We start from the raw sequence: 12,417 nt of genomic DNA on the forward strand, positions 1-12,417 counted from the left end.
TTGAATGCTTCCCGCGTCTAATACTTGTTTTCGAGCAATTATCGGCGCGGTATTCAACCGGATTATCAGGAGCCCGTCACACGACCGCATGCACGGCCCCGTGCAGACTGGTGGCCGACCCGCGACGCCAGGTTGAAACAGCCACAGGAGCCGATGTGCTTTCGATCGTCATCCCCGCGCACGACGAGGCGCCCGTCATCGCCGCGACGCTCGAGGCAGTGGCCCGCGCCACTGGCGGACTTGGCGAGGGGGTGGAAGTGATCGTGGTCGATGACGCCTCCACCGATGCGACCGCCGCGATCGCCCGCGCACATGGCGCCCGCGTGGTGCAGGTCGACGTGCGCCATATCGCCGGCGCGCGCAACGCCGGCGCCGCCGCGGCGAGCGGCGACCGCCTGCTGTTCGTGGATGCGGACACGCTGGTCAACCGCCAGGCGGTGGCTGCAGCGATGCAGGCGCTCGATGCCGGCGCGGCCGGTGGCGGCACCGCCGTGCGCTTCATGCGCCCGCTGCCGCTCCATGTCCGCCTGTTCGAATCGGCCTCGATCCTGCTGTTCCGCCTGTTCCGCATCACCCCGGGCTGCTTCATCTTCTGCAGCCGCGAGGCCTTCGACGCCGCTGGCGGATTCGACGAAGGGCTGTACGTGGCCGAGGATGTAGCCCTCGGCCGCGCCCTGGCCAGGCAGGGCCGACTGGCGATCCTGCGCACGCCGGTCATTACCTCGGCGCGCAAGATGCACACTTACTCGCTGGGCGAGAAAATCCGGTTTGCGCTGCGCTTCTTCGCCTCGCCCAGGCGCATGGCGCGCACCCGCGACGCCCTGCATATCTGGTACGGGCCGCGGCGGCACGAAAAGGCGGTCAGGACACCTTCTGGAGAATGATCCGGATCGCCAGGCGCGAACATCGATTCAGGGCAAGCCATCCCGCGGCGATACAATGGGCCCCTCCCGCCAGCGCCCGCACTCGCCATGACCAACAGCAGATATCGCAAGCCCCTTCCCGGAACCAGGCTCGACTGGTTCGACGCCCGCGAGGCGGTGGAGGCGCTGCAGCCTGGCGCGTGGGACACCCTGCCCTATACCGCGCGCGTACACGCCGAGAACATCGTGCGTCGCGCCGAGCCGGCCCGCATCGACGATTATCTTCGCCAGTTGATCGAGCGCCGCCGCGACCTGGACTTCCCGTGGTTCCCGGCGCGCGTGGTCTGCCACGACATCCTCGGCCAGACCGCGCTGGTGGACCTTGCCGGCCTGCGCGACGCCATCGCCGACGCCGGCGGCGACCCGGCCCAGGTGAATCCCGTGGTGCCGGTGCAGCTGATCGTCGACCACTCGCTTGCGGTGGAGTGCGGCGGATTCGATCCCGATGCGTTCAGCCGCAACCGCGAGATCGAGGACCGGCGCAACGCCGACCGCTTCCATTTCATCGACTGGACGAAAAAGGCCTTCCGCAACGTCGACGTGATCCCGCCGGGCAACGGGATCATGCACCAGATCAATCTGGAAAAAATGTCGCCGGTGGTTTATGTCGACGACGGCGTTGCATTCCCGGATACCTGCGTCGGCACCGACAGCCATACCCCGCACGTGGACGCGCTGGGCGTGATCGCGATCGGTGTCGGCGGGCTGGAGGCGGAGAGCGTGATGCTCGGCCGCGCCTCGTGGATGCGCACGCCCGAAATGATCGGCGTGGAGCTTTCAGGAAAGCCGCAGCCCGGCATCACCGCCACCGACGTGGTGCTGGCGCTGACCGAATTCCTGCGCCAGCAGAAGGTGGTGGGCGCCTATCTGGAATTCCGCGGCCCGGGCGCCGCGGCGCTGACCATCGGCGACCGCGCGACCATTTCAAACATGGCGCCTGAATATGGCGCGACCGCGGCGATGTTCTTCATCGATGACAACACGCTGGACTACCTGCGCCTCACCGGCCGCGAAGACGAGCAGGTGGCCCTGGTGGAGACCTACGCCAAGGCCGCCGGCCTGTGGGCCTCGGATCTCGCCAACGCGCAGTATCCGCGGACGCTGCACTTCGACCTGTCGAGCGTGGTCCGCAACATGGCCGGCCCGTCCAATCCGCATCGCCGCCTGGCAACCAGCGACCTGGCCGAGCGCGGCGTCGCCGGCGACCTGGCCGGCGCGCGCGCGCAGGAAGCCGAGGGCCTGCTGCCCGACGGCGCGGTGATCATCGCCGCCATTACCAGCTGCACCAACACGTCGAATCCGCGCAACGTGATCGCAGCCGCGCTGCTGGCGCGCAACGCCAATGCGCGCGGGCTGACGCGCAAGCCCTGGGTCAAGACCTCGCTGGCGCCGGGCTCGCGCGCGGTGCAGCTGTACCTGGAAGAGGCCAGGCTGCTGCCCGAGCTCGAGCAGCTCGGCTTCGGCATCGTCGGCTTCGCCTGCACTACCTGCAACGGCATGTCCGGTGCGCTGGACCCGGTGATCCAGCAGGAAGTCATCGACCGCGACCTGTACGCGGTGGCGGTGCTGTCGGGCAACCGCAACTTCGACGGCCGCATCCACCCCTATGCCAAGCAGGCCTTCCTGGCCTCCCCGCCGCTGGTGATCGCCTATGCCATCGCCGGCACCGTGCGCTTCGATATCGAGAAGGACGTGCTCGGCATCGACTCCGAAGGCCAGCCGGTCACGCTCAAGGACATCTGGCCCAGCGACGAGGAGATCGACGCCGTGGTGAAGGCCAGCGTGAAGCCGGAGCAGTTCCGCCGCGTGTACGAGCCCATGTTCCGCATCGCGGTGGATGACGGCACGCGCGTGGAGCCGCTGTACGACTGGCGCCCGATGTCGACCTATATCCGCCGACCGCCCTACTGGGAGGGCGCACTGGCGGGGGAACGCACGATGAAGGGCATGCGGCCACTGGCGGTGCTGGGCGACAACATCACCACCGACCACCTGTCGCCGTCGAACGCGATCATGGCGTCCAGCGCCGCCGGCGAGTACCTGGCGAAGATGGGCCTGCCCGAAGAGGACTTCAATTCCTACGCCACCCACCGCGGCGATCATCTGACCGCGCAGCGCGCGACCTTCGCCAATCCGAAGCTGCTCAACGAGATGGTGCGCGATGACAAGGGCGAGGTCCGCCAGGGTTCGCTGGCGCGCATCGAACCCGAAGGCAAGGTCACCCGCATGTGGGAAGCGATCGAAACCTACATGGAGCGCAAGCAGCCGCTGGTCATCATCGCCGGCGCCGACTACGGCCAGGGCTCCAGTCGCGACTGGGCCGCCAAGGGCGTGCGCCTGGCCGGCGTCGAGGCGATCGTCGCCGAGGGCTTCGAGCGCATCCACCGTACCAACCTGATCGGCATGGGCGTGCTGCCGCTGGAGTTCGAGTCCGGCACCACCCGCGAGACCCTGGGAATCGACGGTACCGAGGCCTTCGACGTCACCGGCATCCGCTCGCCCGGCACGACGCTGACGCTGGTGATCCATCGCACCGATGGCAGCAGCACCGGCGTGCCTGTGACCTGCCGCCTGGACTCCGACGAGGAAGTGCTGATCTACGAGGCCGGCGGCGTGCTGCAGCGCTTCGCGCAGGATTTCCTGGCCGCCAACGCCAACGCCGACGCCACCGCCTGAGCCTTCCCATGACCCATCGGCCCCACCTCCCCCAGCTCCGCATCGCCGCCACCTACATGCGTGGCGGCACCTCCAAGGGCGTGTTCTTCCGCCTCGAAGACCTGCCCGGAGCCGCGCGCGTGCCCGGCCCGGCGCGCGACGCGCTGCTGATGCGCGTGATCGGTTCGCCCGACCCCTACGCCAAGCACACCGACGGCATGGGTGGCGCGACCTCGTCGACCAGCAAGTGCGTGATCATCGGCCCGCCGACGCAGCCAGGCCACGACGTCGACTACCTCTATGGGCAGATCTCGATCGATACCGCCTTCGTGGACTGGTCCGGCAACTGCGGCAACCTCAGCACCGCGGTCGGTCCGTTCGCGATCGCCAACGGTTTCATCGATGCGGCGCGCCTGCCGGAGAACGGCACCTACGCCGTGCGCGTCTGGCAGGCCAACATCGGCAAGACCATCGTGGTGCACGTGCCGATCGTCAACGGCCAGGTCCAGGAGACCGGCGATTTCGAGCTCGACGGCGTGACCTTCCCGGCGGCCGAGATCGTGCTCGAGTTCATCGATCCCTCCGATGACGGCGATGCCGGCGCGATGTTCCCCACCGGCAACCTGGTCGACGACCTCGACGTGCCGGGCGTCGGCACGCTGAAAGCCACGATGATCAACGTCGGCATCCCGACCGTCTTCGTCAACGCCTCCGACATCGGCTATGCCGGCACCGAGCTGCAGGACGCGATCAACGGCGACGCCAAGGCACTGGCCATGTTCGAGACCATCCGCGCCCACGGCGCCCTGCGCATGGGCCTGATCGACGACATCGCCGGCGCCGCCACGCGGCAGCACACCCCCAAGGTCGCGTTCGTGTCGTCGCCGGCGGACTACGTCGCCAGCAGCGGCAAGGCTATCGCTGCGGCCGACATCGATCTCAACGTGCGCGCCCTGTCGATGGGCAAGCTGCACCACGCGATGATGGGCACGTGCGCGGTGGCCATCGGCACTGCGGCGGCGATCCCCGGCACGCTGGTGAACCTGGCCGCGGGCGGCGGTGCACGCGAGGCGGTCCGCTTCGGCCACCCGTCCGGCACCCTGCGCGTGGGCGCCGAAGCCCGCCAGGAAGATGGCCGCTGGACCGTGGCCAAGGCGATCATGAGCCGCAGCGCGCGGGTGCTGATGGAAGGCGCGGTGCGCGTGCCGGAAAAGGAATGAACATGGATATCTTCAAGGTCTTCACCCTCGAGGCCGCGCACCGGCTGCCGAACGTGCCCGAGGGCCACAAGTGCTCGCGGCTGCACGGTCATTCGTTCCGGATCGAGCTGCACGTGTCCGGCGAGCCTGGCCCGGAGACCGGCTGGGTCATGGACTTCGCCGACATCAAGGCCGCGTTCAAGCCCTTGTACGACCAGTTGGACCACCACTACCTCAACGATATCGAGGGATTGGAGAACCCGACCAGCGAGCGCTTGGCCGTGTGGATCTGGGAGCGGCTGCGGCCCGCGCTGCCGCAGCTGTCCGAGGTCGTGGTGCACGAAACGTGCACCTCCGGATGCCGCTACCGGGGCTGACACACAGTGCCGGCCTGTGTGGGAGCGGCTATAGCCGCGATTGGCGGCCTGTGGGAGCGGCTAGAGCCGCGATGTCGGTATTCGCGGCTGTAGCCGCTCCCACAAAAAGCCCCGCTCCCACACGTGTTTGGCCCGGAACCTGAACGTGCCGACGAGCGGTTGTTGCACCGCAACATTGGCTGGGATATGCTGCACCGCACAAACCGGCAATCCCTGCCGGACATCGCAGGAGCCCGCCATGTACCAGAACACCAACGAGCAGTTCACCGCCGCCGCCCGTCAGTTCGCCGACACCGCCGCCCAGGTCAACCGCCTGGCCCTGGCCGGCGCCGAGAAGGCCATCGGCCTGCAGCTGTCGACCATCGAGCAGAACACCAACGCCGCCTTCGCCTTCTGGGGCGAGCTGGCCGAGGTCCGTGACTTCGACGGCCTGAAGGCCGTGTGGCCGAAGGGCGTGCAGGTTGCCCGCGAGAGCGCCGAGCGCTCGGTCAGCGCCAGCCAGGAAGCCTTCGGCCAGACCGTGGCCACCAACGAAGCCATCGCCCGGATCGCCAAGGGCCAGGTCGAGTCGGCCGCCGCGCAGGCGCAGGACGCCGTCGAGGGCGCCACCAAGGCCGCCACCGGCAAGCGCAAGTAAGCAAACGCGTCACAGCGGTCCCGGCGACGGGACCGGGGCATCACGCGACCCTCTCCCCGCGCGGTGCCCGCTTCAAGCGACCCGGCAGCTTCGGCTGCCGGGTTTTTTCATGCCTGCATCAAATCATCCGGCAGCCGGCGGCGACGCGCCTCCACCACCCGGGGCCGGCCCCCCTGTCGGATCATCCAGCCGCTCGCCCAACAGGCGGCGCACGCTGACGAAGAACACCGGGATCAGCAGCAGCCCGAGGAAGGTCGCGAACAGCATGCCGCCGATCACGCCCGTGCCCAGCGCGTGGCGCGCGTTGGCACCGGCGCCGCTGGACAGCGCCAGCGGCGTCACGCCCATGATGAAGGCGAATGACGTCATCAGGATCGGGCGGAAGCGCATGCGCGCGGCCTCGATCACCGCCTCGCGCAGCGTCTTGCCGGCCGCGCGCTCCAGCACCGCGAACTCGATGATCAGGATCGCGTTCTTGGCCGCCAGCCCGATCACCGTGACCATGCCGATCTTGAAGAAGATGTCGTTCGACAGTCCCGGCCGCAGCATGGTGAACACCACCGCGCCCAGGATGCCCAGCGGCACCGCCAGCAGCACCGCCACCGGGATCGACCAGCTCTCGTAGAGCGCGGCCAGGCAAAGGAACACCACCACGACCGACAGCACCAGCAGCAGCGTCGCCGTGTTGCCGGCGATGATCTCCTGGTAGGACATGCCCGCCCAGTCGTAGCCGAAACCGGCCGGCAGCTCTTCCTCGACGATCCGCTCCATCGCGCCCATGGCCTCGCCCGAGCTGTGCCCCGGCGCCTGGGAGCCGACGATGTTCACCGCCGAATAGCCGTTGTAGCGGGTGAGCGAAGGCGTGCTCATGGTCCACTCGGCGTCGACCACGCTGGTCAGCGGGATCATGTTGGGCGTGCCGTCGGCCGAGGGCGCGGCCGGCGTGTAGAAGCGCGACAGCGAACCTGGATCGGTGCGGTAGGGCGCGTCGGCGCGCATGTTCACGCGCTTCACGCGGCCGTCGGCGAAGTAGTCGTTGACGTACACCGGCGCCAGCATCAGCTGGATCGCGCTGTAGATGTCATTGACCGACAGGCCCATCGCCTGCGCCTGCACGCGGTCGACGGTGAGCTTGAGCTGCGACGCGTCCTCGAGCGTGTTCGGCCGCACCGCGGTCAGCGAAGGATCCTGCGCCGCCGCGCCCAGCAGCTGGTTGCGCGCCGCCGTGAGCGCGTCACGACCTAGGCCGGCGCGGTCCTGCAGGTACATGTCGAAGCCGCCGAACTGGCCCAGGCCCTGCACCGTAGGCAGGTTGACCACGAAGATCTGCGCGTCGCGGATGCCGTACAGCGCGCCGTTGGCCGCCTGCAGGAAGTCCTGCACCGTGCCGTCGCGTTCGCCCCAGTCCTTGAGCTTGATGAAGGCCATGCCGACGTTCTCGCCCTGGCCGATGAAGCTGAAACCGGCGACCTGCATCATGGCCTCGTAACCGTCCACCTGTTCAAGCGTGGCGCGCACGTCCTCGAACACCGTCTGCGTGCGCTGCAGGGTCGAGCCCGGCGGCAGCTGCACGATGGCCATGGCATAGCCCTGGTCCTCTTCCGGCAGGAAGCTGCCAGGCAGGCGCGCAAGCAGCACGCCGGCAAGCACGGTCAGTGCGACGAACACGAGCATCCAGCGCGGCGCATGGCGCACCGCGCCACCGATGTGGCGCACATAGGTGGCCGCGATCCGGTCGTAGTGCTTGTTGAAGGTGCGATAGACGATGTTCTGGCGCTTGCCGCCGCCGGGCGCATCGGCGTCATGCTTCTCGTGCTGCTTCAGGAAGCTCGCGCACAGCGCCGGCGTGAAGCCCAGCGCGAGGAACGCGGAGAAGCCCATCGCCACCGCGATCGTGATCGCGAACTGCTTGTAGATCTCGCCCGAGGCGCCGCCCTGCAGCGCGCTCGGGATGAACACCGCCGCCAGCACCACGGTGATCGCGACCACCGCGCCGGTGATCTGGTCCATGGCCTTGATCGTGGCCTCGCGCGGCGGCAGGTGCTCCTCCGCCATGATCCGCTCGACGTTTTCGATCACCACGATGGCGTCGTCAACCACGATGCCGATCGCCAGCACCATCGCGAACAGCGTCAGCTGGTTGATCGTGAAGCCGATCATGCTCAGGCCCAGGAAGGTGCCGAGCAGCGCCACCGGGATCACCAGCGTGGGGATGATGGTGGCGCGCAGGTTCTGCAGGAAGATCAACATCACCAGGAACACCAGCACCATCGCCTCGACCAGGCTCTTCACCACTTCCTTGATCGAGATGGTGACGAAGGTGGTGCTGTCGAAGGGGCTGAACCATTCCACGCCCTGCGGAAAGCTGCCCTGCAGCTCGTCCATGCGCGAGGTCACGCCCTCGGCCACGGTCAGCGCGTTGGCGCCGGGCAGCAGCTGGATCGCGAACGCGCCGGTGGGCTGGCCGTTGAACTTGGTGTCGAAGCCGTAGCTCTGGGCGCCGATGTCGATGCGCGCCACGTCCTTCAGGCGCACCGTGCTGCCGTCGGCATCGGCGCGCAGGATGATGTCGCCGAACTGTTCCGGGGTGGCGAACCGGCCCTCGGCCGAGACCGTGGCGGTGAAGCCCTGGCCCGCCGGTGCCGGGTCGGCGCCGATCGAGCCCGCGGCGAACTGCACGTTCTGGCCGCGCACGGCCTGCAGCACCTGGCTGGCCGACAGGCCATAGCCCTGCATCCTGTCCGGGTTGAGCCAGATGTTCATGGCGTACTCGGAGCCGAACTGCTGGGTGCTGCCGACGCCTGGCACGCGCGCGATCTGCTCCAGCACGCTGGAACCGATCAGGTTGTTGAGCGCATTGCGGTCGAACGACGGGTCCGACGAACGCAGCCCCACCACCATGAGGAAGCCGGCATTCGCCTTGGCCACCACCACGCCCTGCTGGGTGACCTCGGTCGGCAGGCGTGGTGTGGCCAGCGCGACCTTGTTCTGCACCTGCACCTGGGCGATGTCGGGGTCGGTGCCGGTCTGGAAGGTCAGGGTGATGCTGGCGCGGCCGGACGAGCTTGAGCTCGAACTGAAGTACAGCAGGTTGTCGATGCCGGTGAGCTGCTGCTCGATCACCTGGGTGACGGCACGCTCGGTGGTGGCGGCATCGGCGCCGGGATAGCCCGCGCCCACGGTGACCTGCGGCGGCGCGACGTTGGGGTAGGACTCCACGCCCATGTTGAGCAGCGCGATCACGCCCGAGAGCGCGATCAGGATGGAGATGACCCAGGCGAAGACCGGATGGTCGATGAAGAAACGAGGCATCGGGGTCAGCCCTGCGCGGCGGCGTCGGCGGCGGTGTCATCGCCAGCGGGCGTGGCCGCGTCGGGATGGCCTTCGGCCGATTCCGGCGAAGCGGCCGGAGCCGACGGAGGCGCGGCGTCCTGCCCGGCCGGCGCGGTGCCGGGAGTGGCAGGCGCCGCGGTCGGCTGCCACGGCGTGGCGGTCGCAGGCTGGCCGGCCTGCGCGCGCTGCAATCCCGAGACCACCACGCGGTCGCCCGCAGCCAGGCCTTCGCTGACGATCCAGCTGCCTGCCTCGGCGCGCGCGGTGGCGATGTCCTTGCGGACCACGATGTCGTCGGCACCCACGACCATCACATAGGGGCCGGTGGCATCGCGCTGCACCGCGGCCTGGGGCACGGTGAACACGCCGTGCTGCACGCCCAGCGTGGCCACCAGCGTCACGTAGGTGCCCGGCAGCAGGCGGCGGTCGGGATTCGGCAGCGTAGCCCGCAACGACACGGCGCCGGTTTCCGGATCGACGACGTCGCCCGAGAAGTCGAGCTCGCCGGCATGTTCATAGACGCTGCCGCCGGGCAGCAGCACCTGCACCGCCACCGGGCCCTCGCGATCAAGCTGCATGCTGCGCACTTCGTCGAGTTCGCCGGCACCCATGCTGAAATTCACGTACAGGGGGTCGATCTGGTCGACCGTGGTCAGCAGCGTCGCCGTCCCCTGCCCGACCAGCGCGCCTTCGGTGACCTGCTGCTTGCCTGCGCGGCCGGAGATCGGCGCGCGCACGGTGGCGTAGCCGAGGTTGATGTTCGCGCTCTCGACCGCCGACTGCGCGGCCTGCACCGAGGCATTCGCGCTGCGTTCGGCGGCCAGTGCGTTGTCGAGGTCGGACTGCGAGATGAAGCGCTCCGGCGCGAGGCTGCGCGCGCGCGTGGCGAAGGCGCGCGCGTTAGCCTGGTTGGCGCGCGCCTGGGCGAGCGCGGCCTGCGCCTCACCGGCGGCAGCGCGCAGCGGCGCGGGGTCGATCTCGAACAGCACCTGGCCTTCGGTCACGTCGCTGCCTTCCTGGTAGACGCGGCGCTGGATCACGCCGGGGACACGGGCGCGCACGTCGGCGCTGCGGTAGGCGGCCAGGCGACCGACCAGGTCGCGCCGCAGGGGCGCGTTGGTGGGCTGTACTGAGATGACCCCGAGCTCGGGCGGCGGCGGCTGCTGGGCCTCCTGTTCGCCGCCGCATGCGGCCAGCGTCGCGGTCAGGATGGATGCAATCAGGATGCGCCGCATGGGTGCCTCTCGGGGGAATGGCGAAACAGGTCGGCAAGTATGACGCCGCCGGGGGCGCTCGCGCCGTGCCTGAAGTCAGGGATCGCCAACGAGCACATGGTGCCGCGCACAGGGCGCAACGATGTGAATGCCGCGTGGTCAGCCCGTGGCCGCGGTCGTGGCGTCCCTTACTGCGTCTGTTCCGCCACGGCCACGGCGCGCGCCGCCGCCGCCAGGCCGGCCGCCAGGGCGCCTGGATCCACGACTGGCCCGGCATGTGCGACCACGCCCAGGCAGGGCGCCGGCAGCGCGGCGTCGAGCAGCCCCAGGTAGTCATCGCGGCGATCGAACGCAGGGTCGACCGCGCAGCCCACCCAGCCCAGCAGGCGACAGCCGTCGGCGGCGATCGCGCGGGCGCTGAGCCGGGCGTGGCTGAGGCAGCCCAGGCGCAGGCCCACCACCAGCAGCACCGGCAGCCCCAGGACTCGGGCCAGGTCGGCATGCTCGATGCCGTCGGCAAGCGGCGACAGCCAGCCGCCAGCGCCTTCCACCACCACCGCGTCGGCATCCGCCGCGAGCCGTGCGTACGCCGCCAGCACGGGCGGCATGGACACCTCGATGCCGGCCGCGCGCGCCGCGAGCTGCGGCGCGGTGGCTTCGGGCAATGCCCAGGGATTGACGTCGGCGTAGGCCGGCACGGGGTCACTGGCGGCCTGCAGGGCCAGCGCATCGTCGTTGCACACGCCCTGCGCCGTGGCCTCGCAGCCGGCGGCCACGGGCTTCATGCCCACCGCGCGCAGCCCGCGCGCGCGCAGCGCATGCAGCAGGGCCACGCTGGCCACGCTCTTGCCGACGCCGGTGTCGGTGCCGGTCACCAGCACGCCCCGCGCTACACTTGGTTCCATGTTCACCACGCAGAGTCTAAGCGGCGACAAGCCGCAGCAGTACGCCCAGCTCGCCGCCCAGGCGCGCGCCCTCCTCCATGGCGAGCGCGACCGCATCGCCAACGCCGCCAACCTCTCGGCGCTGGTCTACCACGCACTGCCGGAGCTCAACTGGGTCGGCTTCTACTTCTACGACGGCACCGAGCTGGTGGTCGGCCCGTTCCAGGGCCAGCCCGCCTGCGTGCGCATCCCGCTCGACCGCGGCGTCTGCGGCGCGGCCGCGCGCAGCGGCGAAACCCAGCGCGTGGACGACGTCAACGCCGTAGCCGACCACATCGCCTGCGACGCCGCATCGCGTTCGGAACTGGTTGTCCCGCTGTTCCACGCCGGCGCCCTGGTCGGCGTGTTCGACCTCGACAGTCCGGTTCCGGCCCGGTTCGACGTTGAAGACCAGAGGGGACTCGAGGAGATCGCACGCGTGTACGTGGAATCACTGGGCTCGTGAGCGCCCAACCGCTCAAGATGCGCAACATCGGCCCGAAGTCGGCCGCGTGGCTGCGCCAGGTGGGCCTGAGGACGCCGGAAGACCTCATGGAAGCGGGTCCGCTGGAGGCGTTCATGCGCATCAAGCGCGCCGGCTTCAAGCCCAGCCTCAACCTGCTGTACTCGCTGGAAGGCGCGCTGCGCGACTGCCACTGGCAGGACGTGCCCGACGAACGCCGGGTGGAACTGGTCGCCGCCGCCGAGGCCGCGATCGCCGACCTGCCGCCGCCACGCAACCGCCCGCCCGCCGGACCGGTGACCACCACGGTCATGCAGGAAGACGATGCGATGCCGACGCCGCGTCTGTTCGACGAGGCCGTTGACGACTGATCCATTCGCGGCGGTCACGCGTCACCGCGACTGTCGCGCACCATCTCGCTGCCGTACACTGCGCGCACTTTCTGGTGACCCGAGGGGATTCCCCCAAGGGTTGAAACGGGAAGCCGGTGACCTTCCGTCCGCGCCACGCGGGCGAAGCATTCCGGCGCTGCCCCCGCAACGGTAAGCGAGGAAACACCCCGGCAAACCGCCACTGTGCATCCGCACGGGAAGGCGCCGGGGCTGGCCAGCCACAGCGCTGTCCGCCCGCGAGCCCGGAGACCGGCCAGGAAGCCACTGGTTGCGATGCGGAGGGCATTGCGGCGGCAGTTGC

10 protein-coding genes and 1 riboswitch are annotated in these 12,417 nt (G+C 69.3%); of the genes, 7 read left to right on the plus strand and 3 right to left on the minus strand.

Annotation, left to right across the window (positions count from 1 at the left end):
• The first annotated feature begins 155 nt into the window (after positions 1-155).
• The 5 genes from WCE39_RS03610 to WCE39_RS03630 all read left to right on the plus strand — a co-directional run bounded on the left by WCE39_RS03610 (position 156) and on the right by WCE39_RS03630 (position 5,791).
• Positions 156-884 (plus strand): glycosyltransferase, encoded by a 729-nt coding sequence (locus tag WCE39_RS03610; protein WP_343275343.1) that lies wholly within the window; start codon positions 156-158, stop codon positions 882-884.
• Positions 885-971: 87 nt separating this feature from the next.
• On the plus strand, positions 972-3,599 hold the full coding sequence (acnD, locus tag WCE39_RS03615; protein ID WP_343275344.1) for a Fe/S-dependent 2-methylisocitrate dehydratase AcnD: 2,628 nt from the start codon (positions 972-974) through the stop codon (positions 3,597-3,599).
• An 8-nt stretch (positions 3,600-3,607) separates the two neighbouring features.
• A complete protein-coding gene (prpF, locus tag WCE39_RS03620) occupies positions 3,608-4,798 on the plus strand; it encodes a 2-methylaconitate cis-trans isomerase PrpF (RefSeq protein ID WP_343275345.1) in 1,191 nt (396 codons plus the stop codon).
• 2 nt (positions 4,799-4,800) lie between these two features.
• Positions 4,801-5,154, plus strand: a complete 354-nt coding sequence (queD, locus tag WCE39_RS03625) for a 6-carboxytetrahydropterin synthase QueD (protein ID WP_343275433.1) — start codon at positions 4,801-4,803, stop codon at positions 5,152-5,154.
• 238 nt (positions 5,155-5,392) lie between these two features.
• A complete protein-coding gene (locus WCE39_RS03630) occupies positions 5,393-5,791 on the plus strand; it encodes a phasin family protein (protein ID WP_343275346.1) in 399 nt (132 codons plus the stop codon).
• Between the two features lie 123 nt (positions 5,792-5,914).
• Here the strand turns inward: WCE39_RS03630 and WCE39_RS03635 are convergent, their stop codons facing one another.
• The 3 genes from WCE39_RS03635 to bioD form a co-directional block, all read right to left on the minus strand.
• Positions 5,915-9,103: a multidrug efflux RND transporter permease subunit gene (locus WCE39_RS03635; RefSeq protein ID WP_343275347.1), complete on the minus strand. Its 3,189-nt coding sequence runs from the start codon at positions 9,101-9,103 to the stop codon at positions 5,915-5,917.
• A gap of 5 nt (positions 9,104-9,108) precedes the next feature.
• Positions 9,109-10,359: an efflux RND transporter periplasmic adaptor subunit gene (locus WCE39_RS03640; protein WP_343275348.1), complete on the minus strand. Its 1,251-nt coding sequence runs from the start codon at positions 10,357-10,359 to the stop codon at positions 9,109-9,111.
• A gap of 167 nt (positions 10,360-10,526) precedes the next feature.
• Positions 10,527-11,249: a dethiobiotin synthase gene (bioD, locus tag WCE39_RS03645; RefSeq protein WP_452299559.1), complete on the minus strand. Its 723-nt coding sequence runs from the start codon at positions 11,247-11,249 to the stop codon at positions 10,527-10,529.
• On the opposite strand from bioD, the gene WCE39_RS03650 reads away from it, so the two are divergent.
• The gene (locus WCE39_RS03650; protein ID WP_343275350.1) at positions 11,242-11,727 is read left to right on the plus strand and encodes a GAF domain-containing protein; all 486 of its coding nucleotides are present in this window, start codon (positions 11,242-11,244) and stop codon (positions 11,725-11,727) included. The genes bioD and WCE39_RS03650 overlap by 8 nt on opposite strands.
• Before the next feature lie 17 nt (positions 11,728-11,744).
• Positions 11,745-12,095, plus strand: a complete 351-nt coding sequence (locus tag WCE39_RS03655; RefSeq protein ID WP_343275434.1) for a TfoX/Sxy family protein — start codon at positions 11,745-11,747, stop codon at positions 12,093-12,095.
• Positions 12,096-12,150: 55 nt separating this feature from the next.
• Positions 12,151-12,388, plus strand: a riboswitch (cobalamin riboswitch).
• Positions 12,389-12,417: the final 29 nt, after the last annotated feature.

Origin of the sequence: Luteimonas yanweni (assembly GCF_039548475.1) — a bacterium.
GTDB lineage: Bacteria > Pseudomonadota > Gammaproteobacteria > Xanthomonadales > Xanthomonadaceae > Luteimonas.

Bases quoted from the DNA above. Each gene is read 5' to 3' on its own strand.
- WCE39_RS03650 (WP_343275350.1), top strand. From the start codon at position 11,242: ATGTTCACCACGCAGAGTCTAAGCGGCGACAAGCCGCAGCAGTACGCC.
- acnD (WP_343275344.1), top strand. From the start codon at position 972: ATGACCAACAGCAGATATCGCAAGCCCCTTCCCGGAACCAGGCTCGAC.
- WCE39_RS03630 (WP_343275346.1), top strand. From the start codon at position 5,393: ATGTACCAGAACACCAACGAGCAGTTCACCGCCGCCGCCCGTCAGTTC.
- queD (WP_343275433.1), top strand. From the start codon at position 4,801: ATGGATATCTTCAAGGTCTTCACCCTCGAGGCCGCGCACCGGCTGCCG.
- WCE39_RS03640 (WP_343275348.1), bottom strand. From the start codon at position 10,359: ATGCGGCGCATCCTGATTGCATCCATCCTGACCGCGACGCTGGCCGCA.
- prpF (WP_343275345.1), top strand. From the start codon at position 3,608: ATGACCCATCGGCCCCACCTCCCCCAGCTCCGCATCGCCGCCACCTAC.
- WCE39_RS03635 (WP_343275347.1), bottom strand. From the start codon at position 9,103: ATGCCTCGTTTCTTCATCGACCATCCGGTCTTCGCCTGGGTCATCTCC.
- WCE39_RS03655 (WP_343275434.1), top strand. From the start codon at position 11,745: ATGCGCAACATCGGCCCGAAGTCGGCCGCGTGGCTGCGCCAGGTGGGC.